The sequence below is a fragment of the Rhodoferax ferrireducens T118 genome, from assembly GCF_000013605.1.
GTDB lineage: Bacteria > Pseudomonadota > Gammaproteobacteria > Burkholderiales > Burkholderiaceae_C > Rhodoferax > Rhodoferax ferrireducens.
The window spans coordinates 3,509,686-3,531,101 of sequence record NC_007908.1 but is presented as its reverse complement, the minus strand read 5'-3'; the positions used below and the strand labels follow the sequence as shown (position 1 = coordinate 3,531,101).

20 protein-coding genes are annotated in these 21,416 nt (G+C 61.2%); 11 read left to right on the top strand and 9 right to left on the bottom strand.

Going from position 1 to position 21,416, the window contains the following annotated elements; translation table 11 throughout:
- Positions 1-206: 206 nt before the first annotated feature.
- On the bottom strand, positions 207-866 hold the full coding sequence (locus RFER_RS16155) for a c-type cytochrome (RefSeq protein WP_011465463.1): 660 nt from the start codon (positions 864-866) through the stop codon (positions 207-209).
- Between the two features lie 76 nt (positions 867-942).
- Here RFER_RS16155 and yihA point away from each other — a divergent pair, with 76 nt between their 5' ends.
- Positions 943-1,644 carry a ribosome biogenesis GTP-binding protein YihA/YsxC gene (yihA, locus tag RFER_RS16150; RefSeq protein WP_049765681.1) on the top strand — a complete coding sequence of 234 codons (702 nt, stop codon included), beginning with the start codon at positions 943-945 and terminating at the stop codon, positions 1,642-1,644.
- Between the two features lie 110 nt (positions 1,645-1,754).
- Complete coding sequence (locus RFER_RS16145) at positions 1,755-2,675, top strand: alpha/beta fold hydrolase (protein ID WP_011465461.1); 921 nt, start codon at positions 1,755-1,757, stop codon at positions 2,673-2,675.
- 57 nt (positions 2,676-2,732) lie between these two features.
- Here RFER_RS16145 and RFER_RS16140 read toward each other — a convergent pair whose 3' ends face one another.
- The gene (locus RFER_RS16140) at positions 2,733-3,599 is read right to left on the bottom strand and encodes a lipid A biosynthesis acyltransferase (protein ID WP_011465460.1); all 867 of its coding nucleotides are present in this window, start codon (positions 3,597-3,599) and stop codon (positions 2,733-2,735) included.
- 435 nt (positions 3,600-4,034) lie between these two features.
- On the opposite strand from RFER_RS16140, the gene RFER_RS16135 reads away from it, so the two are divergent.
- Positions 4,035-4,259, top strand: coding sequence for a hypothetical protein (locus RFER_RS16135; protein WP_041790891.1), 225 nt, complete (start codon positions 4,035-4,037; stop codon positions 4,257-4,259).
- A 197-nt stretch (positions 4,260-4,456) separates the two neighbouring features.
- On the opposite strand, the gene RFER_RS16130 is transcribed toward RFER_RS16135, so the two are convergent.
- From RFER_RS16130 to RFER_RS16115, 4 genes are all read right to left on the bottom strand, one after another.
- Positions 4,457-5,659 (bottom strand): ABC transporter permease, encoded by a 1,203-nt coding sequence (locus RFER_RS16130; RefSeq protein WP_011465459.1) that lies wholly within the window; start codon positions 5,657-5,659, stop codon positions 4,457-4,459.
- Entirely contained in the window at positions 5,659-6,417 is a 759-nt protein-coding gene (locus tag RFER_RS16125; protein WP_011465458.1) for an ABC transporter ATP-binding protein, read from the bottom strand. Before RFER_RS16125 ends, RFER_RS16130 begins: the two co-directional genes overlap by 1 nt.
- Positions 6,414-7,754 (bottom strand): efflux RND transporter periplasmic adaptor subunit, encoded by a 1,341-nt coding sequence (locus RFER_RS16120; RefSeq protein WP_011465457.1) that lies wholly within the window; start codon positions 7,752-7,754, stop codon positions 6,414-6,416. The genes RFER_RS16125 and RFER_RS16120 overlap by 4 nt, the downstream gene beginning before the upstream one ends.
- Before the next feature lie 73 nt (positions 7,755-7,827).
- Positions 7,828-9,255 (bottom strand): efflux transporter outer membrane subunit, encoded by a 1,428-nt coding sequence (locus RFER_RS16115; RefSeq protein WP_011465456.1) that lies wholly within the window; start codon positions 9,253-9,255, stop codon positions 7,828-7,830.
- A 199-nt stretch (positions 9,256-9,454) separates the two neighbouring features.
- On the opposite strand from RFER_RS16115, the gene RFER_RS16110 reads away from it, so the two are divergent.
- Both RFER_RS16110 and RFER_RS16105 read left to right on the top strand, forming a co-directional pair.
- The gene (locus RFER_RS16110; protein ID WP_041790886.1) at positions 9,455-10,726 is read left to right on the top strand and encodes an RsmB/NOP family class I SAM-dependent RNA methyltransferase; all 1,272 of its coding nucleotides are present in this window, start codon (positions 9,455-9,457) and stop codon (positions 10,724-10,726) included.
- Positions 10,727-10,894: 168 nt separating this feature from the next.
- Positions 10,895-12,109, top strand: coding sequence for a DesA family fatty acid desaturase (locus RFER_RS16105; RefSeq protein ID WP_011465454.1), 1,215 nt, complete (start codon positions 10,895-10,897; stop codon positions 12,107-12,109).
- A 63-nt stretch (positions 12,110-12,172) separates the two neighbouring features.
- Here the strand turns inward: RFER_RS16105 and rpmG are convergent, their stop codons facing one another.
- The 3 genes from rpmG to trxB form a co-directional block, all read right to left on the bottom strand.
- Positions 12,173-12,343, bottom strand: coding sequence for a 50S ribosomal protein L33 (gene rpmG / locus RFER_RS16100; RefSeq protein ID WP_011465453.1), 171 nt, complete (start codon positions 12,341-12,343; stop codon positions 12,173-12,175).
- Positions 12,344-12,354: 11 nt separating this feature from the next.
- Positions 12,355-12,588 (bottom strand): 50S ribosomal protein L28, encoded by a 234-nt coding sequence (rpmB, locus tag RFER_RS16095; protein ID WP_011465452.1) that lies wholly within the window; start codon positions 12,586-12,588, stop codon positions 12,355-12,357.
- 223 nt (positions 12,589-12,811) lie between these two features.
- Positions 12,812-13,762, bottom strand: coding sequence for a thioredoxin-disulfide reductase (gene trxB / locus RFER_RS16090; RefSeq protein WP_011465451.1), 951 nt, complete (start codon positions 13,760-13,762; stop codon positions 12,812-12,814).
- 52 nt (positions 13,763-13,814) lie between these two features.
- On the opposite strand from trxB, the gene RFER_RS16085 reads away from it, so the two are divergent.
- The 6 genes from RFER_RS16085 (at position 13,815) to RFER_RS16060 (ending at position 21,377) form a co-directional block, all read left to right on the top strand.
- Positions 13,815-16,169 carry a DNA translocase FtsK gene (locus tag RFER_RS16085; RefSeq protein ID WP_011465450.1) on the top strand — a complete coding sequence of 785 codons (2,355 nt, stop codon included), beginning with the start codon at positions 13,815-13,817 and terminating at the stop codon, positions 16,167-16,169.
- Between the two features lie 58 nt (positions 16,170-16,227).
- Positions 16,228-16,869 carry an outer membrane lipoprotein chaperone LolA gene (lolA, locus tag RFER_RS16080; RefSeq protein WP_011465449.1) on the top strand — a complete coding sequence of 214 codons (642 nt, stop codon included), beginning with the start codon at positions 16,228-16,230 and terminating at the stop codon, positions 16,867-16,869.
- Positions 16,870-16,888: 19 nt separating this feature from the next.
- Positions 16,889-18,196 carry a replication-associated recombination protein A gene (locus RFER_RS16075; RefSeq protein ID WP_011465448.1) on the top strand — a complete coding sequence of 436 codons (1,308 nt, stop codon included), beginning with the start codon at positions 16,889-16,891 and terminating at the stop codon, positions 18,194-18,196.
- Positions 18,197-18,223: 27 nt separating this feature from the next.
- The gene (locus tag RFER_RS16070; protein WP_011465447.1) at positions 18,224-19,714 is read left to right on the top strand and encodes a carboxypeptidase M32; all 1,491 of its coding nucleotides are present in this window, start codon (positions 18,224-18,226) and stop codon (positions 19,712-19,714) included.
- 117 nt (positions 19,715-19,831) lie between these two features.
- Positions 19,832-20,671, top strand: coding sequence for a MotA/TolQ/ExbB proton channel family protein (locus RFER_RS16065; RefSeq protein ID WP_041792590.1), 840 nt, complete (start codon positions 19,832-19,834; stop codon positions 20,669-20,671).
- Positions 20,672-20,714: 43 nt separating this feature from the next.
- Entirely contained in the window at positions 20,715-21,377 is a 663-nt protein-coding gene (locus RFER_RS16060; protein WP_011465445.1) for a cell envelope biogenesis protein TonB, read from the top strand.
- Positions 21,378-21,416: the final 39 nt, after the last annotated feature.

Sequence of the window (21,416 nt, the reverse complement as noted above, 5' to 3'; positions counted from 1 at the left end):
CCAGGGTCACCATAGGGATTGACCATAGGCTTACGTCAAGGTATGGCATCGGCAACGCGCTGTCGACCAGCCACGGACGGGGACCTGGTCGCCGAAAAAAAAGGCAGATCCATTGGCCATGGATCTGCCCGTCTTGATGACTGGACGCTACTGCTTGGTGCAATGAAAATTCAAATTGGGATCAGCCAATAGCAAAAACCCGGCGATTAACGCAAACCGGCGATGTAATCGGCGACCGCCTTGATTTCGCGATCGTTCATCTTGGCCGCGACCTGCGTCATTTGCAGACTGTTATTGCGGACGCCATCGCGAAAGCTTGTCAGTTGCACCACAGCGTATTCCGCATACTGGCCGCTCAAACGTGGATACTGCGCAGGAATACCCGCGCCGTTGGGGCCGTGGCAACCGGCACAGGCGGGCACTTGACGGTCGGGTATGCCACCGCGGTAAATACGCTCACCCAACTGCACCAGTTCTTTTTCCTTGGCAAAGCCAGGCTTGGCCGTCTTGGCCGATACCCAGTAGGCGATGTTCTGTATATCCGCATCACTCAGCGTTGCCGCCATGCCGGTCATGATGGCGTTGGCGCGCTTGCCGGATTTGAACTCCTGCAACTGCTTGATCAGGTACTCGGGGTGTTGCTGGGCCAGTTTGGGCTGAACGGGAATCACCGAATTGCCGTCCGCTGCATGGCAGGCAGCACACACTACGGCAAAGCTGGCCTCGCCCTTGGCCAGATCGGGCTTGACGGCTTTGGCCGGCCCCGCAATGGCCTGCGGCGCGGCAGGTTTGGCCTCTTGTGCCAAGGTGGAAAAAGCAGGGACTGTCAGGGCGGCAGCAAACAACAGGGAGGCAAGCAGCTTCATAGGGGGTTTCGAGTCAGGTGAGGGGCAGGAACGGCTTGATTCTACAATGTGACTCCGGGTTTTCTCCCGTCTACTCATGACTACCAATTCAAACCCACCGGCCTCGGCCACCCAAAAACCTGCGCCCGACCCGCAGGCCCAAGCCGCGGCTACCGTGGCATTGGGTTGGCTGCATACCGCCAAGTTCCTCACCACCGCACCACAACTGCATTTTCTGCCGGCCCTGGATGTGCCCGAAATTGCCTTTGTGGGACGCTCCAACGCGGGTAAATCGACCTGTATCAACACGCTGACGCAACAAAAGCAGCTGGCATTCGCTTCCAAAAAACCGGGTCGCACCCAACACATCAACCTGTTCTCCTTGGGCAAGCAGGGCGTCACCGACGCGGTGTTCGCTGACTTGCCCGGCTACGGCTACGCGGCGGTGCCCAAACAGGACAAGATTCGCTGGCAGCAAGTGATGGCCAACTACCTGGTGACGCGGGAGAATTTGAAGGCCATTGTGCTGATGTGCGATCCGCGCCACGGGCTGACCGAGCTGGATGAAATCCTGCTCGACATCGTGCGGCCACGGGTGGAAGAGGGTTTGAAATTTCTGGTGGTCCTCACCAAGGCCGACAAACTGACGCGCACCGAGCAAACCAAAGCCCTGTCCATCATGAAGCTGCAGGCCGGTGGTGGTGAAGTGCGGCTGTTTTCGGCCACCAAGCGCCAGGGCATTGATGACGTGGCCACGCTCTTGTGGCAGTGGGCGCATCCCGCGGACGGCGCCGCCTGATCAGACAAGGAGGCGATGGCCTCATCAGTCGCGGTCCCAAATGCGACTGCACCAGACCGTCCGGCGTCGTAGTCTCACAACCGTTTTGACTTTAACGGGCCGACTTCACCATGATCGAGATTGACTCCTGGCGTTTGCCGCATGGCATCACCCTGAGTTGCCGGGCCGCCGGCGACCGGGGGCGACCCGTTCTCATGTTCTTGCATGGTTTCCCTGAAGCAGCTTTTGTGTGGGATTCTTTGCTGGTGCATTTCTCTCGCGCCGAGAACGGTGGCTACCGCTGCGTGGCGCCCAATCTGCGTGGCTTCGAGCACTCCAGCGCACCGGCAGACGTCAGCGCTTACCGCCCCAAACACCTGGTGCAAGACATCGCTGCCCTGATGGCGATCGAGGCGGCAGAGCAGGGCGGCCAGCTCGCCGCGCTGGTGGCGCATGACTGGGGCGGTGCGGTGGCGTGGAATCTAGCCAACCAGTTGCCCGATCTGATCCGCCAGTTGGTCATCATCAACTCCCCCCATCCCGGCACGTTTTTGCGTGAGCTCAAAAACAACCCGGCGCAGCAGGCCGCCAGCGCCTACATGAACTTTCTCATTCGCCCGGACGCAGAAGAATTGCTGGCCCAGGACGACTACCGCCGACTCTGGGACTTCCTGACCGATCGGTTTGGCTCGCACCCAGCTGCCTGGCTCACTGAGGAAGTCAAGGCGCAGTACCGCGACGTCTGGGGCGCCGGGCTGACCGGCGGCTGCAACCTGTACCGGGCCTCACCGCTGCGCCCGCCCCGAGCCGATGACCCCGCCGCTGCCGCAGTCGAGCTGCCGCGGTCCATGTTGACCGTGACCCTGCCCACGCTGGTGATCTGGGGACTGGGCGATACGGCGCTGCCGCCCATCTTGCTCGAAGGGCTCGGTGACTATGTTGACCCGCTGACGATCAAAACCGTGGCCGACGCCACACACTGGATCGTGCATGAACAGCCCCAGTTGGTCGCGCAACTGATTGGCGACTTTTTGCAACCCAATAAGCTATAAAAATAATAGCTACTCACGCCTATTGGACGGTGGCTAGAGGCCTAAATCATATAAATTTCAGTAAACTGCCGGGATGCCCGGCGGGCGGTCCTTGAAGCGCTTGTGCACCCAGAAATACTGGTCCGGCATGCTGTCTATGTAAGACTGCAACCGTTGGTTCATGAGCGCCGTATCGGCGAGCGCATCGTCGGAGGGAAAGCCCGGCCAGGCCGGCATCACTTCAACCTCGTAGCCCTGGTGCGTCATGCGGGTCACCACCGGCACCACCTTGGCGCGGCCCAGTTTGGCAAAGCGCGCCAAGGAGGGCACTGTTGCGGCTGAAATGCCGTAGAACGGGACAAAAATGGAGTCTTCCACTCCAAAGTTCATGTCCGGCAACAAATACAGCGGATCGCCTGAGCGTAACGCCGCCACGATGGTTTTCACGCCATCGACCCGTCCAAACAGCCTGGCAGACCCAAAACGCCGGCGGCCAGCGAGAATCCAGGCGTCAAGAATTTTGTTGGCCTGATTGGTATAGATCGTGGTGAATTGCCGTGGCAGCTGCTGGGTCAGCGCGGTCCAACCCGCATCCAGGCCCACAAAATGAGGTGCAAAAATAACCACCGGTTCACTGCCGTGCAGTTCACTCACCGCGCCCATGAGGGTCAGGCGCCGGCGTGTCACCTCGGGCGTTCCATGCCAAAGCCAGCCCCGGTCCAGCCAGGCCTGGGCAAAATGGACAAAAGTGCGGCGCGCCAGCAGCCGGATTTGCGTTGCAGTCTGATCGGGAAAACACAAACGCAAGTTGGTCTGGGCCACCCGCCGCCGTGGCAGCGCCAGAAAGTACAGCGTCCAACCCAGGCCGTAGCCCAGCGCCCGCACCCACGCCAGCGGCAAACGCCCCAGCAGATGCATGACCAGAATGCCAAACCGGCTCAACATGAGGGCGTCTCTTGGAACGTAGGGATTGATTGATGGACCATCAGGGGATTTGCCCTGAATCCAGGGCGCTGAAAAAAACTTCCGGTTGAATTGCGAAAGGGGCTATCTTAGGTTGCCTGTGATGCCCGACTTCTGCTGTCGGCTGGAAAGCGGGCTTTTATTTCATTGCCGTGGGCTCCAAGTTGCCTGAGTGCGTGAACCAACTGTTTTTTTGCTCAGAGTGTGCAAGTGGGCTGAGATGTAACAAGTCTTGACCTGGCCATGCCATGACTGGGCTCGATACCCATGCGCGGGGTTGGCAGCTTTTGCAAAGAAAAGTATTTGAGTCAACGCGCCTGGACCTCGCGCGTTATCTGCATAAGCCCGAAAGAAATTCAGGCTCGCTTATGATAGTCGGAGCTCATACGACTATCGCTTTTAGAGTGAGTGCTAACCATGTTGAATATCAAGACCCTGATCGCTACTGTATTGCTTTCCAGCGTTGCTGCTTTGTCGTTTGCGCAGGCCCCTGCTGCTGCGAATGATGCTGGTGCGACGGCTCCCGTTGTGAAGACCACGCCCAAAGTGAAGAAGGCTGTTGTCAAGAAACACACTGTCAAGAAGGCTCATAAGGCCCGCGCCGTGAAGAAGGCGGCCCCTGTTGCGCCAGCTGCCCAGTAAGTTAGCTGATTCCAGGAAAAAGGGGCTGAGGAAACTCAGCCCTTTTTTTTTTATAGGTTGCAGGGCCGGCTTCACATGGCCGGGCAAATCGAGATCCGCCGTAAAGGGCGTCATGGGCACGGGCCGCCGGGTCGCCAAAAACTTGAAGACAAATCAGGCTCTAGCCCCCGTGGAATAAGCCTGAGCAGCTATCTTTTTTATTCGTGCCGCAGCGCCTCAATCGGATCCAGCCGGGCCGCCCGGCGCGCCGGAAAGTAACCGAACAGCACGCCAATGCCGGCCGAGAACAAGAACGACACCAGGTTCACCATCGGGTTAAAGACATAGGGCACATCCATCACGCCCGCCAGCACGATCGACGCACCGGTGGCCAGCACGATGCCAATCAAGCCGCCGAGCGCGGCCAGCACCACGGCTTCAATCAGAAACTGCAGCAGCACCTCGCGCTCCATGGCGCCAATGGCCAGGCGCAGGCCGATCTCGCGGGTGCGCTCGGTCACGCTCACCAGCATGATGTTCATGATGCCAATGCCGCCCACCAGCAAGCTCACGGCGGCCACCGCGCCTAAGAGCGTGGTCAGCACCTTGGTGGTGCCCGACAGGGTGTCGGCCAGTTGCTTGGTGTCGAGCACATTGAAGTTGTCCTCATCACTTTGAGCCAGCTTGCGCCGCTCGCGCAGCAGCTGGGTGATGCTGGCCTTGACGCGCTCGGGGTCGCTGCCGTCCATCATCGACACCAGCAAGGTGTTGACGCGGGTGTTGCCGGTGATGCGGCGCTGCAGCGTTTTGAGGGGCAGCAGCACCACGTCGTCCTGGTCGTTGCCAAAGGCACCCTGGCCCTTGGACGCCAGCAGGCCGACGATGTTGCAGGACACTTGCTTGACGCGCAACTGCTCGCCCAGCACGGGACGGCTGCCAAAAAGCTCGCGTCGCACGGTCTCACCAATCAGGCAGACGGCGGCACCGGCCATCAACTCGTCGTTGGAAAACTCGCGCCCGTCAGCGATCTTCCAGTTGCCCGTGATCAGCCAGTTGTTGCTGCTGCCGATGAAGCTGCTGGTCCAGTTACGGCCGTTGGCAACCAGGGTGCCGCCGGCGCGGGCCTCGGGTGCGACGGCGGCAATGCCGCCGATCTGGCTGGCGATGGCTTCGGCGTCCACTTCCTTGAAGGACGGGGCGCCGCCGGCGCCGCCCATCATGCGTTGGCCGGGGCGTACTTGCAGCAGGTTGGTGCCCAAGCCGGAAATTTGATTCTGGATCGCCAGCGTGGCCCCGTTACCCAAAGTGACCATGGTGATGACGGCGCTGACGCCAATCACAATGCCCAAAATGGTCAGGAATGAGCGCAACAGGTTGCGCCGGATCGAGCGCAGGGCGAGCAGCAGGGTGTTGAGCAGCATCAGGCAGTTTCCAGTTTCGCTGGTGCGACGGGCGCGACGGCGGCTTCATGCAGGCCGGCCGGATGTGGATTGCGTGTGTCGTTGTCCACCACGCCGTCAACAAAATGCACGATGCGCTTGGCGTAGGCTGCCATGTCGGCTTCGTGGGTGACCATCAGAACCGTGATGCCGTGCTCCACATTCAGGCCCCACAGCAAGTCCATGATCTCGCGGCTGCGCTGGGTGTCGAGGTTGCCGGTCGGCTCGTCGGCCAGCAGCACGGCGGGTTCGGTGACGATGGCGCGGGCAATGGCCACGCGCTGTTGCTGGCCGCCCGACAGCTCGGCGGGTGTGTGGTGCTCCCAGCCCGCCAGACCCACGGAGGCCAGGGCTCTGGTCGCGGCGGCATGGCGCGCTTTGGCGGATTCGCCCCGGTACAGCAGGGGCAGTTCCACGTTTTCTTGCGCCGAGGTGCGTGCCAGCAGGTTGAAACCCTGAAATACAAAGCCCAGAAAGCGCCGGCGCAAGAGCGCGCGCTGGTCGCGCGACAGGGTTTCGACGTGCACACCGTTGAACAAATACTCGCCCGTGGTGGGTGAGTCCAGACAACCCAGCATATTCATGGCGGTGGACTTGCCCGAGCCGCTGGGGCCCATGATGGCGACAAAATCGCCGGCTTGAATCGTCAGGTCAACCCCCTTGAGGGCTTGTAATGCGGTGGCGCCCTCGCCATAGACCTTGGTGACCCCTTTGAGTTCAATCAGCGGGGTCTCGCTCATGGCGCGGTACCCCCGCTACGCTGGTCGGTGATGACCAGCATGCCGGGCTGCAACTCGCCGCCGGTGATCTCGGTCATGCGGCCGTCGCTGATGCCGGTCTTCACGTCCACGGCCACGGCCGCACCGTCACGCAGCACCCACACTTGCTTGGACGGACCGCTGCCACCGGCCGACTTGCGGGCGCCGGTGCGCGGCATGCGCGGCAGCAGGCTCGACATGATGCCGCCGCTCTTGGCTGCACCGGCGGCACCGCCGCTGACGGACGGCGAGAAGCGCAGTGCCGTGTTGGGCACCAGCAGGACGTCATTGCGCTCGGTCGAGGTGATGGTGGCGGAGGCCGTCATGCCAGGGCGCAAGCTCAGATCCTTGTTGTCAACCTCCATGTAGGTGATGTAGGTCACCACGTTCTCGGTGATGGTGCTGCCAAACGCCACGCGGGTGATGGTGGCCGGGTAGTTGCGCGCCGGGTAGGCGCTGACGGTAAAGCGCGCTTTCTGCCCGACTTTGACCGAGCCCACGTCGGCCTCGTCCACGTTGACTTGCAGCCGGAGTTTGCTCAGGTCTTCGGCCACCGTGAACAAGGTGACGGCTTGCAGTGAGGCCGCGACGGCATTGCCGGGGTCCACCGTGCGGGTCAACACCACCCCATCGGTGGGTGAGCGGATGGACGCTTTGGACAGGTTGGTTTCGTCGGTCGATACCGTCGCCTGCGCTTGCACCACGTTGGCGCGGGCGCTCAACTCCTCGGCCTGGGCTCGCTCCAGCGTGGCACGGCCGGAATCAAGCTCGGCTTTGGAGGGCACCTTGCCGCCGGACAAGCGCGCCACTTCTTCCAGCCGGCCCAAGTTGCCCTGGGCTTCGCTGACGGTGGCCACCGCTTGCGCCACCTGGGCTCGCGCAGCGCTGAGTGCGGCGCGCGAGCGCGCGACCTGATCGCTCAGCTTGGCGGTGTCAAGCTCGACCAGCACCTGGCCTTTTTTGACCTGATCATTCACGTCCACCAGCACCCGCAGCACGGTGCCTGAGAGTTCGCTGCCGATGCTCACCGAGCGGGTGGGTTGTATCGTGCCGTTGGCCGCCACGGTGAGTGTCAGATTGCCTTTGTTGGCGGGCTCGGTCACAAAAACCGGTGTTGCATTGCGCGTTGCGCTGGCCTGCCAAAAATAGTAGCCCACGCCCGACAGAACCAGCAGACCGACAATGATCCAGAGCGTGGTGCGGCGCCACCAGACCCGCTTGGGGCCTTCCTTGAGCAGCGTCTGCAGGTTGGCACTTGAGAGAGCTTCGCCCGGGGCCGCAGCGGGGGTGGGGGCGTTGGGAGTGGTGGGGATGGTCATGGTGTGTTCTGGCAATTGGTCTTTTTATTTTCAAACAGTGGCTGCGTCTGGCGTGAGAGAGTGCCGCCGGGGCTCAGTTCCAGCCGCCCCCCAGCGCCTTGTACAGGCGCACATGGTCGGCGCTGACGTCGGCCTCGGTGCTGGCGACGCTGTCTTGGGCACTGAGCAGCGTGCGCTGGGTCTGCAACACGGTCTGGAAGTCAATCAGGCCGCTGCTGTAGCGCTGTTGCGCCATCAGGTCCGCGTTGCCAGCCGCGGTGGCGGCCCCTTGCAAATGGATGAGCCGGGCGCGGTCGCCCTGCAACGCCACCAAGGCGTCTTCGACATCTTTCAGGGCGGTCAACACAACGGCTTGGTAGTTGACCCGGGCCTGCTCCAGCGCGGCCTCTTGCGCCAGCACCTGCGAGCGCGCGGCACCACCGTCAAACAGCGGCACCGAGACGCTGGCCAACAAGGCGGTGGCTACCGTAGCCCCGCTGCCCAGCCCGGCAAGCGTCAAGGCGTTGAGCCCGAGCGAGCCGCCGATGGAAAACCCGGGATAGCGCGCCGCGTCGGCCGCAGAGACCTGTGCCAGTGCGGCGCTGATGCGGTGTTCTGCGGTGCGCACATCGGGACGCTGGCGCAGCGTTTGCGCTGGAATGCTCAGGGCCAAGTCCGGCGCCGCTTGCGGCACCGCCGTCGGGTCGTTGATCAGTGCCTGCAGGGAGTCAGGCGGCTGACCGGTCAGCACCGCCAGGCTGTGCCGGGTCTTGGCGATGCTGGCTTCCAGCGCAGGGATTTGGGCCCGGGTTTGCTCGGTAGAGGCGCGCGATTGCTCCACTTCCAGCGACGTGATCAGCCCGGCCTGTGCACGCCAATCGGTAATTTGCAGAGTTTCTGTCTGGCTGGCGAGGTTGTTGCGGGCAATCAGCAATTGCGCCTGCTGGCCGCGCAACTGGATGTAGGCCAGTGCCACCTCGGCGGCGATGGACACCTGCACATCGGCCAGCGTGGTCTGGGCGGCCTGGGCGTCGGCTTCGCTGGCGTTCAGGGCGCTGCGTTTGCCGCCAAAAATATCGGGTTCCCAACTGGCGTCCAGCCCGGCTCTAAAACTGTTGCTGGCATCGTTATCGCCGGACTTGCTACGTTGTGCTGACCCGGAGGCATTCACACCCGGCAACAGGCCGGCGGTTCTCACGTCGCGTAGCGCTCGTGCCTGCTGCAGCGCGGCTTGCGCCGACAGGATGCTGGTGTTGGCCTGCAAAGCCTGCGTCACCAGGGTGCTGAGCAGCGGGTCGTTGAATCTTTGCCACCACTGCGCAAGTGAAGTTGCAGGTGCTTGCGCGTTGTTGGACGACACGGCCGTCGACCAATGCGTGGGCACGTCAACAGCCGGCGTATCCGCGGTCCTGGCAGACCAGGACGCACAGCCGCTCAGGATGAACAAGGGAAATATGGCAAGTGCCAAGGTGCGTGAGCAGGCCCGGCGAGACCCAGAAGCTTCATATATGGTTGATGTCATCGGTGCTTGCAACCCAGGGCGCGGTGTAAAGGCGCATTGTGCAGGAAGCGGACTCGGTTTTTGTTTCTCCACGGTGAAGTCGTGTAAAACCCGCTCTTGTCCTACGGCCTGGCGGCTTGTTCAAACCAGTAGCCGACTCAGGCGCGTCTAGCCGAGCAACGGGTGATGAGATGGGTCAGGCATGGGACAATCCAGCGCTATGCATCCTAAAGCTCTCCTCGACGTCTGTTCCGAACTGGTTCGGCTCAGTCTCAAATTTGACCATCCCACCGACGCCATCGTGGCGAAATTTTTTCGCGACAACCGGGGTCTTGGGCCGCGCGAGCGCGCCACCCTGTCGGGCACGGTTTATAACGTCCTGCGTAAAAAACTGCTGTTTGACCACTTCGCGCCCTCTGGCAGCGGCCCCAAAGAGCGGCGGCTGGCGATTCTGGGGTTTTACGGCCCCGGCGATTTTCTGCGCAGCGCTTTGACCGACCAGGAGAAAAACTGGCTTGACCAGTGCGAAAAAATCAATGTGGCCGACTTGATGGAACGCCACCGCCACAACCTGCCCGAGTGGCTGGTGCAGCCACTGAAAGACCAGTTGGGCGATGAATTCTGGCCGCTGGCCGAGAGTCTGAACCTGGGGGCGGGGCTCGATCTGCGCGTCAATGCGCTGAACGCCAAGCGCGCCGACGTGCAAAAAGAGCTGGCCCAGGCAGGCATCAAGGCCGTCAACACGCCTTATTCCCCTTGGGGTCTGCGCATTGCCGGCAAACCGACCTTGAACAAGTTCGATGGGTTCATCAAAGGTGCGTTTGAAGTGCAGGACGAAGGCTCGCAACTGCTGGCCATGCTGCTCGACGCCAAGCGCGGCGAGATGGTGGTCGATTTTTGTGCCGGCGCCGGCGGCAAAACCCTGGCCATTGGTGCCTGCATGCGCAGCACCGGCCGTTTGTATGCGTTTGATACCTCGCCGCACCGGCTCGATGCGCTCAAGCCGCGTTTGGCGCGCAGTGGCTTGTCCAATGTGCATCCGGCGGCCATCGCCCATGAGCGCGATGATCGTGTCAAGCGTCTCGCAGGCAAGATCGACCGCGTGCTGGTCGATGCGCCGTGCTCGGGGCTGGGCACGCTGCGACGCAACCCTGACCTTAAATGGCGCCAAAGCCTGGGTTTGGTGGCCGAGTTGGCCGTGACCCAGGCTGCCATTCTGCAAAGCGCAGCGCGGCTGCTGAAACCGGGCGGCCGTCTGGTGTACGCCACCTGCAGCATGCTGGTGCAGGAAAATGAGGCGATTGCACAGGCGTTTTCCGAGGCCAATCCTGACTTTGCGCCGCTGGAGGCGGGTGAAGTTTTGTCGGGCTTGAAGGTGGCAGACGCGGCCAAACTCTGCAGCGGCGGCGAAACGGGTCAGCGTTATCTGCGTTTGTGGCCACACCGCCATCACACCGACGGCTTCTTTGCGGCGGTTTGGCAAAGAGCTTGAGCTGCGATGGCTTGGAGGCTGGGCGAGGGGCGATCAACCTTACGGGTTCATAGCCCATTGACTTCCAACAGGGCCGGTCGAAAAAAGGGTTCCCTTAAAATCGGCGGTTAGCAGGTAACCCGCAAGTTGAACCTGATTTTCACTAATTTTTCTTGAGAAACTCGCTGGATGTTGTTACCTGACTGGGCTGCCCTGGATACTCTGCTTGACTGGCTGGCGCATGGATTTTGGCCGCTGAGCTGGTGGCAAATGGTGTTGTTCACTTTGGTCATGACGCACGTCACCATGATCAGCGTGACGGTGTTCTTGCATCGGCATCAGGCGCACCGCGCGCTTGATTTGCACCCGGTGGCCGCCCACTTTTTCAGATTCTGGTTGTGGCTGACCACGGGCCAGGTCACCAAAGAGTGGACCTCCATTCACCGCAAGCACCATGCCAAGTGCGAGCAGGCCGAAGACCCGCACAGTCCGCATGTCTACGGCATCAAAACCGTGCTGCTGCAAGGTTATGAGTTGTACCGCAAAGAGGCCGCCAACAAGGAAACCATGACGCGTTATGGTCATGGCACGCCCAATGACTGGCTGGAGCGCAATCTGTACAGCCGTTTTTCCTGGCAGGGTGTGAGCTTGATGCTGGTCATTGATCTGGTCTTGTTTGGCGCCGCGGGCCTGGTCGTGTGGGCGGTGCAGATGGCCTGGACCCCGGTGATGGCCGCCGGCATCGTGAATGGTGCGGCGCATTATTGGGGTTACCGCAATTTTGAGGTGACCGATGCCAGCACCAACATTTCACCCTGGGGCATCCTGATTGCCGGTGAAGAGCTGCACAACAACCACCATACCTACCCCACCTCGGCCAAGCTGTCGGTCAAGCCCTACGAGTTTGATATTGGCTGGGTGTACATCAGCCTGATGCAGCGCCTTGGCTTGGCCACCGTCAAGAAGACGCCCCCGAAACTGGCGCTGGGTGACATACGCCCGGTAGCGGATGAAAAAACCCTGGAGGCGCTGATCTCCAACCGTTATGAAATCATGGCCGCTTACGCCAAAGACATGCGTCGTGCCTTCAAGGATGAGTTGCAGGCCCTGCAGGCGCGCCGCGCTGACGCTGCGGTCATCAAAGCGGCCAAGCGCTGGCTGCACCGTGATGTGGACAAAGTACCGGCGGCTGCCGTGCCCCAGTTGGCCTTGGCCCGGGCGGCTTCGCCGGTGCTCGACAAAATGGTGCTGATGCGCGAAGAGTTGCGCCAGATGTGGCTGAATCGCTCCCATACCCGCGAGCAATTGGCGGCTGATTTGCAAGCCTGGTGCCACCAGGCCGAGGCCAGCGGCATTGTGGCTTTGCAGGCGTTCTCATTGCGGCTGCGGGCGGCGCAGGCCTGAAAGAACCCAGAACGCAAAAAAGCCCGCCAAGAGCGGGCTTTTTTGTGGGTCAGAAAGACTGAATTACTTCAGCTTCATTTCCTTGTAGTCCACGTGCTTGCGAGCTTTCGGATCAAATTTCTTGATCAGCATTTTCTCGGGCATGGTTTTCTTGTTTTTGCTGGTGGTGTAGAAGTGACCGGTGCCAGCTGTAGATTCCAGCTTGATTTTTTCGCGTCCGCCTTTGGTTGCCATGGTGTTGCTCCTTATGCCTGACCACGTGCGCGCAGATCTGCGAGCACAACATCAATACCGTTTTTGTCGATCAAACGAAGACCTGCATTGGAGATTCGCAGACGAATCCAGCGGTTTTCGGTCTCGACCCAGAAACGGCGGTATTGCAGGTTCGGCAGGAACCGGCGCTTGGTTCTGTTGTTGGCGTGAGAAACCTTGTTTCCCACCATCGGGCCTTTGCCCGTGACTTCACATACGCGTGCCATGTGGACACTCCGATATTTATAACGGCTTTTACTGTCGATCAAGAAATAATCGTTAAAACAAACTGCTTTAACAACAACTTCCGATCTCGCTCAAGCCTCACCTCGCCAAGAAAAAGGGTGGCGGTAACCCGATTGCTATCCCCAAGCCTTCACAGGCCGGATTCAGCAAAGCCAGCAATTATAGCCGGCTCTGCGCTGTCACCCGGGCCCGCCTCCCGCGGATCTATTCCTGTTCCAGAAAACGCTGCGCATCCAGCGCCGCCATGCAACCGGTGCCGGCGCTGGTGATCGCCTGCCGATACACGTGGTCCTGGACGTCGCCCGCGGCAAAAATGCCGGGCACGCTGGTCTGGGTGGCAAAACCCTTGTTGCCTCCCTGGGTGATGATGTAGCCACCCTCCATGTCGAGTTGGCCTTTGAAAATCTCGGTGTTGGGCGTGTGGCCAATGGCAATAAAGCAGCCCTGCAGACGCAGCTCTTCGGTGCTGCCGGTGCTGGCGTTCTTCAGCCGCACGCCGGTCACGCCGCTGGCATCGCCCAGCACTTCATCGAGGGTGTTGGAGGTCTTGAGGACAATCTTGCCGCTCCCAACCTTTTCCATCAGCTTGTCGATCAGGATCGGCTCGGCGCGGAACTTGTCACGGCGGTGGATCAAATACACCTTGCTGGCAATATTGGACAGGTAAAGGGCCTCTTCAACCGCGGTGTTGCCGCCGCCCACCACGCAAACGTCCTGGTCGCGGTAGAAAAAACCGTCGCAGGTGGCGCAACCGGACACGCCGCGTCCCATGAACGCGGTCTCGGACGCCAATCCCAGGTATTGGGCGGAGGCGCCGGTGGCCAGGACCAGCGCGTCACAGGTGTACTCGCCACTGTCGCCTTTCAGGGTGAAGGGGCGCTTTGAGAAATCAACCGTGTTGATGTGGTCAAACACAATCTCGGTCTTGAAGCGCTCGGCATGCGCCAGAAAGCGCTGCATCAGGTCGGGCCCCTGCACTCCGTCGACGTCGGCGGGCCAGTTGTCGACCTCGGTGGTGGTCATTAACTGGCCGCCCTGGGCAATGCCGGTGATCAGCAGGGGTTTCAGGTTGGCGCGGGCTGCATAGATGGCGGCGGTGTAGCCTGCGGGGCCGGAGCCCAGGATCAGAACTTTGGCATGGGTTGTTGTTGACATTGTGTAAACCTTTTCAGAAGAATCGAATGTGCCGTGTACAGTGCGGGATAGTATGACTTATTCTCTAAATACCTTGAATTCTCCGCGCTCTTCGGTGGCGCCTGTTGCTTCCGGCTGGCGGCGTTTTGCCGATGAAATGGGCTTGCTGCTTGGTTTGCTCCTGTTGCTGCTTTGGCTGGTCGCGCTGTTGACCTATTCCGCGCAGGATGCGGCCTGGTCGACCTCGGGCAGTGGCGCACCGGTGCTGAACCGGGCCGGGCGCTTGGGGGCCTGGCTGGCCGATGGCAGCTATTACGTCTTTGGATTTTCAGTCTGGTGGTGTGTGGCGGCGGCGGTGCGCACCTGGCTCGCCGGGCTGGCCCGTTGGTTGCGCGGGCGTGATCTGCTTGGCGGCCAGGCTGAGCCGGCTACATCGTCAAACTCGCTGATCGCCCGGTTGGCGTCCAGTCGCACCGCCTTCTGGTGCGCGCTGGCACTGTTGCTGTGCGCCAGCGCCAGCCTGGAGTGGTCGTACCTGTACAGCCTGGAAGCTCGTCTGCCGGGGAATGGCGGTGGCATCCTGGGCTATCTTGTCGGACCGTGGAGTGTTCAGTGGCTGGGTTCTGTCGGCTCTGCCTTGGTGGCAATTGCTCTGGGTGTGCTGGGGACGGCGCGCGTGTTTCATTTTTCCTGGGGCCAGGTGGCGGAGCGTCTGGGTGCCTGGTTGTATTCTCAGGTTGAAGCACGGCGTGAGCAGCGCGAAGTGGCGCAGGATGTGGCCATGGGCCAACAGGCGGCCCGTGCGCGGGAAGAAGTGGTCATTGAGGAACGCCAGGACAGTACGGTTCAGCACCCGCGTCCGGTCCTGATTGAGCCGGTGCTGGTGGATGTGCCCAAAAGCGCGCGGGTTGTCAAAGAGCGGCAAAAAGCCTTGTTTTCCGAACTGCCTGACAGCAAGCTGCCACAGGTCGATTTGCTCGACGACGCGCTGGTGCGGCAAGAGACGGTCGCGCCCGAGACGCTGGAGATGACCAGCCGCATGATCGAGAAAAAGCTGAAGGATTTTGGCGTTGAGGTGCGGGTGGTGCTGGCCCAACCCGGCCCGGTCATCACGCGTTATGAGATCGAACCCGCCACCGGCGTCAAGGGCTCGCAGATTGTCGGGCTGGCCAAGGACCTGGCGCGCTCATTGAGCCTGGTGTCGATTCGCGTGGTGGAGACGATTCCGGGCAAAAACTACATGGCGCTGGAGTTGCCCAATGCCAAGCGCCAGTCGATCAAGCTGTCCGAGATTTTGGGCTCGCAAATCTACCATGAGGCCAAGTCCATGCTCACCATGGGTCTGGGCAAGGACATTGTTGGCAACCCGGTGGTGGTGGACCTGGCCAAGATGCCGCACGTGCTGGTGGCGGGCACCACGGGCTCGGGCAAATCGGTGGGCATCAACGCCATGATTTTGAGCCTGCTGTACAAGGCCGAGGCGCGCGACGTGCGGCTGCTGATGATTGACCCCAAGATGCTGGAAATGTCGGTGTACGAGGGCATTCCGCATTTGCTGGCGCCGGTGGTGACCGACATGAAACAGGCGGCCTACGGCCTGACCTGGTGCGTGGGCGAGATGGAGCGCCGCTACAAGCTGCTGAGCAAATTGGGGGTGCGCAATCTGGCCGGTTACAACGCCAAGATTGACGAGGCCAAGGCGCGCGGCGAGCACATCGGCAACCCGTTCAGCCTGACGCCGGACGCGCCCGAGCCGCTGGAGCGCCTGCCGCACATCGTGGTGGTCATCGATGAGCTGGCCGATTTGATGATGGTGATCGGCAAGAAGATTGAAGAGCTGATTGCCCGCCTGGCGCAGAAAGCGCGCGCCGCGGGCATCCACCTGATTCTGGCCACGCAACGCCCGAGCGTGGATGTGATCACCGGCCTGATCAAGGCCAATATTCCGACCCGTATTTCATTCAAGGTCAGCAGCAAGATCGACAGCCGAACCATCCTGGACCAGATGGGCGCCGAAGCCCTGCTGGGCTTGGGCGACATGCTGTACATGCCCGGCAGCGGCCTGCCGACACGCGTGCATGGTGCCTTTGTCAGCGACGAAGAGGTGCACCGGGTGGTGAGCTACCTCAAGTCGCAGGGCGAGCCGAACTACATTGAAGGCGTGCTCGAAGGCGGCACCGATGACAGTCTGGGTGACCTGATGGGCGAGGGCGGCAACGGCGGCGGCGAAAAAGACCCGATGTATGACCAGGCGGTCGAGGTCGTCTTGAAGAACCGCAAGGCCAGCATTTCGCTGGTGCAGCGCCATCTCAAGATCGGCTACAACCGCGCGGCCCGGCTGGTGGAAGACATGGAGCATGCCGGCCTGGTCAGTTCCATGAGCGGCAGCGGTCAGCGCGAAATTCTGGTGCCGGTACGAGCGGATTGACCCGGTGGGAACTTAGCCAGTTCGCCTGGACCCAACTACGAGTTTTAAAAAGGTTTCGATGAAATATTTTGCTACTATTTGTATAGCTGCTTACGCAGGATTGGCGGGGGCTGGAGGCCTGAAAAGTCTTGAGGTGTTTGTGAAAACCGTGAACACCGGCCGGGCCGATTTCACCCAGGTGGTGACTGCGCCGGCCAAAGCGGGCCAAGCGCCGCGCGTTAAAACGTCCAGCGGCACTTTCGAATTTTCCCGACCCAACCGTTTCAAGTTCGTTTACAAAAAGCCGTTTGAGCAAAACATTGTTGCTGACGGCCAGACGCTGTGGCTGTATGACGTGGACCTGAACCAGGTGACAGCGCGCCAGCAGTCGAAGGTGCTGGGCTCCACGCCTGCTGCGCTGATTGCCGCTGCGCCTGATTTGCGTGCTTTGCAGGCTGATTTCACGCTGGCCGATGCGCCTGACAAAGACGGCTTGCAGTGGGCGGCTGCGACGCCGAAATCCAAAGACGGCCAGTTGCAGTCCGTGCGCGTCGGCTTTCGCGCGGGGGAGCAGGCGGCCGAACTCGCTGCGCTGGAAATCCTCGACAGCTTTGGCCAGCGCTCGGTGTTGAGCTTCAGTCGGTTTGAAGTCAATCCTGCTTTGCCGGGGAACAGCTTTCAGTTCAAACCCCCGGCCGGGGCAGACGTGATCCGGCAGTGAAGCGGTGAGGGAGGCCACTTTGACGCCTGTCGCTCACAGCACGGCCAACTCGCATGTGCCCTTGGCCGAGCGCCTGCGCCCTCGTACGCTGCTTGAAGTCATTGGCCAACAGCAGCTGCTGGGCGAGGGCATGGCGCTGCGCATTGCGTTCGAGTCCGGCCAGCCGCACAGCTGCATTTTGTGGGGACCGCCGGGCACCGGCAAAACCACGATTGCACGCCTGATGGCGGACGCATTTGACGCCCAGTTCATCACCATCAGCGCCGTGCTCGGGGGTGTCAAGGACATTCGCGAGGCGGTCGAGCAGGCCCAGGTGGCGCAAGGGCAAGGTCGGCGCACGATTGTGTTCGTCGACGAGGTGCACCGCTTCAACAAAAGCCAGCAGGACGCGTTTCTGGCGCACGTGGAGAGCGGCTTGTTCACCTTCATCGGCGCCACCACCGAGAACCCCTCGTTTGAAGTCAACTCCGCCTTGCTGTCGCGCGCCGCGGTCTATGTGCTGCAACCCCTGGCGCCACAAGACCTTGAACAAATCATAGCCAGAGCCCTCGCCCTGCAAGCGCTGCCTGCTATAGAAAAAATAGCATCCGAGCGTCTCGTCGGCTTTGCTGACGGCGACGCCCGGCGCCTGCTTAACACGCTGGAGATGTTGTCTGTCGCCGCAACACAGGAACGTGTGAGCGAAATTACTGACCCGTGGTTGCAGAAGGTGCTGGGCGAGCGCATGCGCCGCTACGACAAAGGCGGCGAGCAGTTTTACGACACCATCAGCGCACTGCACAAATCGGTACGCGGCTCGAACCCGGATGCCGCGTTGTACTGGCTGGTGCGCATGCTCGATGGCGGCGCTGAGCCGCGTTACCTGGCGCGCCGTCTGATCCGCATGGCCAGTGAAGATATTGGCCTGGCCGACCCGCGAGCGTTGCGCCTGGCGCTGGATGCGGCCGATGTCTACGAGCGCCTGGGCAGCCCCGAGGGAGAGCTGGCGCTGGCCCAGTGCGTCGTCTATCTGGCGGTGGCCCCCAAATCGAATGCAGTTTACAAGGCCTTCAACGCGGCCAAGGCTTTTGTCAAGCAGGACGGTACGCGCCCCGTGCCGATGCACCTGCGCAATGCGCCGACCAGGCTGATGAAGGAGCTGGACTATGGCAAGGGCTACCGCTATGCGCATGACGAAGAGGGCGGTTTTGCCGCGGGCGAGCGCTACCTGCCGGACGGCATGGCGCCGCCGGGCTTTTACCGCCCGGTCGAGCGCGGACTGGAGATTCGAATTGCCGAAAAGCTCAAACAGCTGCGGGCATTGGACCTGCAGCACCAGAAAAAATGAGCTGAGCTATTTCACTCAGACGTTTTTATGATCCATCCCCTGATCCAAAACCTGACCGCCACTTTTACCCGTCTTTACCGCTATTCGCATCTGGCGGCGATCGCTGGCTGGGATCAGTCGGCCATGATGCCGCCCAAAGGCAATGAGGCACGCGCCGCGGCGCTGGCAGAACTTCAGGTGTTGATGCACCAGACCCTGACCAGCGAAGCGCTGGCCGGTCTGTTTCAGGCTGCCAGTGGCGAAGCGCTGGATGACGCCGAACAAGCGTCGGTGCGGGAAATGCGCCGCCAGTGGCAACAAGCCAAGCTGCTGCCCGAACGTTGGGTGGAGGCGCAAAGTCTGGCCGCGTCGCGTTGTGAGCACGCCTGGCGCACGCAACGCCAGCAAAACGACTGGACCGGCTTCCTGGGCAATTTCCGCGCAGTCGTGGCGCTGGCGCGCGAAGAAGCCAAGCGGCTGGTGGACGCCAAGGGCGGCAGTTGTTATGACGCCTTGATGGACAAATATGAACCCGGCATGCGCTCCAATGACATGGACCGCATTTTTGGCGACGTTAAAAGCTGGTTGCCGGAACTGATCGGGAAGACCCTGGACAAACAGTCGCTTGAAACCGTGATCAAGCCGCAAGGGCTGTTTCCGGTGGATCAGCAGCGCTCGCTCGGTATTGAGATCATGAGCCTATTGGGATTCGACTTCGAGGCCGGCCGGCTGGACGTTTCCACCCACCCGTTTTGCGGCGGCGTGGCCGAAGATGTGCGCATCACCACGCGCTACAGCGAAGATGATTTCATGCGCAGCCTGATGGGTACCGTCCACGAGACGGGACACGCCCGCTACGAACAAAATCTGCCTCGCGAGCGGGTTCATTTGCCGGTGGGGCAAGCCCGTTCCATGGGCATTCACGAGAGCCAAAGCCTGTCGTTTGAAATGCAGTTGGGCCGCAGCCCGCAATTTCTGGCCTTGATTGCGCCGCTGCTGCAAAAACACCTGGGCCGGCAAGCGGCGTTCGAGGCCGGCAATCTGGCCGCGCTGTTCACTCGTGTCCAGCCCGGCTTGATTCGGGTCGATGCGGATGAGTTGACTTATCCGGCCCATGTCATCTTGCGTTACGAAATTGAGCGCGCACTGATAGAGTGCGAGATTGAAGCCGAGGACATCCCGGCGCTGTGGGATGAAAAGATGATGTCTTATCTGGGCGTTGATACCCGCGGCAATTTTCAGGATGGCTGCATGCAGGACATCCATTGGCCGGGCGGCAGCTTTGGTTATTTCCCGAGCTACGCGCTGGGGTCGATGTACGCCGCGCAGTTTTTTGCGACGATTCGCAGCGGGCAGCCTGATCTGGATGCCCAGGTGCTGGCGGGCAATCTGTCACCTGTTTTCAACTGGCTTGAAAAGCATATCTGGCGCGAGGCGAGTCGCTGGCCAACCGATGAGTTGGTCAAGCGTGCGACTGGTGAAACACTCAATCCTGCCCATTTCCGCAGGTACCTGGAACAACGCTATCTGGCGGCCTGAAGCTGCCATCTATACTGATCTGATGGTTTCTCTTTTGATGTCGGCCAGCCCATGGATCGGGATGCCGCATCCTTTATTTTTCTCAAAGCAAACACTGTGCAGATCAAGACAAGTCGAATGATCGCCTCCGGCGCCTGCACGCTGGGACTGGTTTTAACGCTGGTGCCGGGCGTGGTGCAGGCCCGATCGACAGTCGCTGCGACTGCTTCCAGCGCTGCTCCTGCTGCCCTGCCCGCCATCACCGACGTGAAGCCGGTCGATCCGTCCGCTGCTGCCGCCAGGAAAGCCCCGGATGCAGTTGACAACCCCTACGGTTTTGAAGCGCTCTGGAAAACGTCTGATGCAGTCGCCAGGACCGTTCTGCTGCTGCTGCTCATCATGAGCGTTGGCAGCTGGTACATCATGATCGTCAAGGTTCTGGAGCAAGCCAAGATGGGGCGCCAGGCCAAAGCGGCGGCCCGGGATTTTTGGTCCGCCGATACCGTCCAGCAGGGCGCTGCCGCACTGGAGGCCAACAGCCCCTTTCGATTCATGGCTGAAGCGGCGACCACTGCGGTCAAAAAACATGAAGGCCTGATGGGCCACATTCCACTCAACGACTGGATCGCCATGCGCATCCAGCGTGCGGTCGATCGCATTCAAAGCAATACGCAGGGCGGCCTGGCGTTTCTTGCCACCGTTGGCTCGATTTCTCCTTTTGTCGGCCTGTTCGGCACGGTCTGGGGCATCTACCATGCACTCACCGCCATTGGCATCTCCGGCCAGGCTTCCATCGACAAGGTGGCAGGCCCGGTCGGTGAGGCGCTGCTCATGACCGCGATTGGGCTGGCGGTGGCGGTGCCCGCGGTGCTGGCCTACAACTGGCTGGTGCGGCGCAACAAGGCCGTGATGGACGAGGTGCGCGCCTTCAGCAGCGACCTGCACGCGGTGGTGCTGGGTTCGGTGGCAAAGACCTGAAGGGTCGCCGCTGGGCGGCTCATGACCAACAAGAAGCCCTGCCATGGATGATCGGTTTGAGCCCAAGGATCCGTCCCGACGCGTCAAGGCGGTGTTGATTGTGATTGTGTTGCACGTGTTGCTGGCTTACGTATTGGTGTCGGGCCTGGCGCGCCAGGGGCTGAGCGCCATCAACAAACCGCTTGAAGCGGTGGTGATTCAGGAAGTCATCATTCCGCCCTCACCCTCAACGCCGCCACCGCCACCAATGCCGGCGCCGAAAGAAACAAGAAAACCACAGGAGGTGCTCAAGCGCGAAGCGCCTCCGCCACCCTCTATGCCGCCACCGGATGCAGCGCCCGAGGCATCAAGTACGGCGCCCGTCGTGGCGTCGGTCGCGTCTGCGCCCACAGCACCGGCAGCGGTCTCAGCGTTGCCGCCGGCGCCATCCCCAGTGGGGCCACCCGGCCCGAAGCGCACCAGCATTGGCCTGGCTTGTCCGACGCAGGTGCCGCCAGAGATGCCGCGCAAGGCACTACAAGAGGGCATTGAGGGCGTGGTCAAAGCGCAAATTCATGTCAAGGACGGCACCATTTTGGACGTCACGATTTTGTCCGGCCCGCGTGTGTTCCATGCCGCCGTCAAAGCCGCCATGTTGCAGTACAGATGTGTCACTGATGGGGGCGAGGTCACGGCCACGCAGGAGTTCACCTTCAGGTTGGAGTAGGGGTCTGCTCGGCATCACGGCTATTTGCGCTTCGTGACT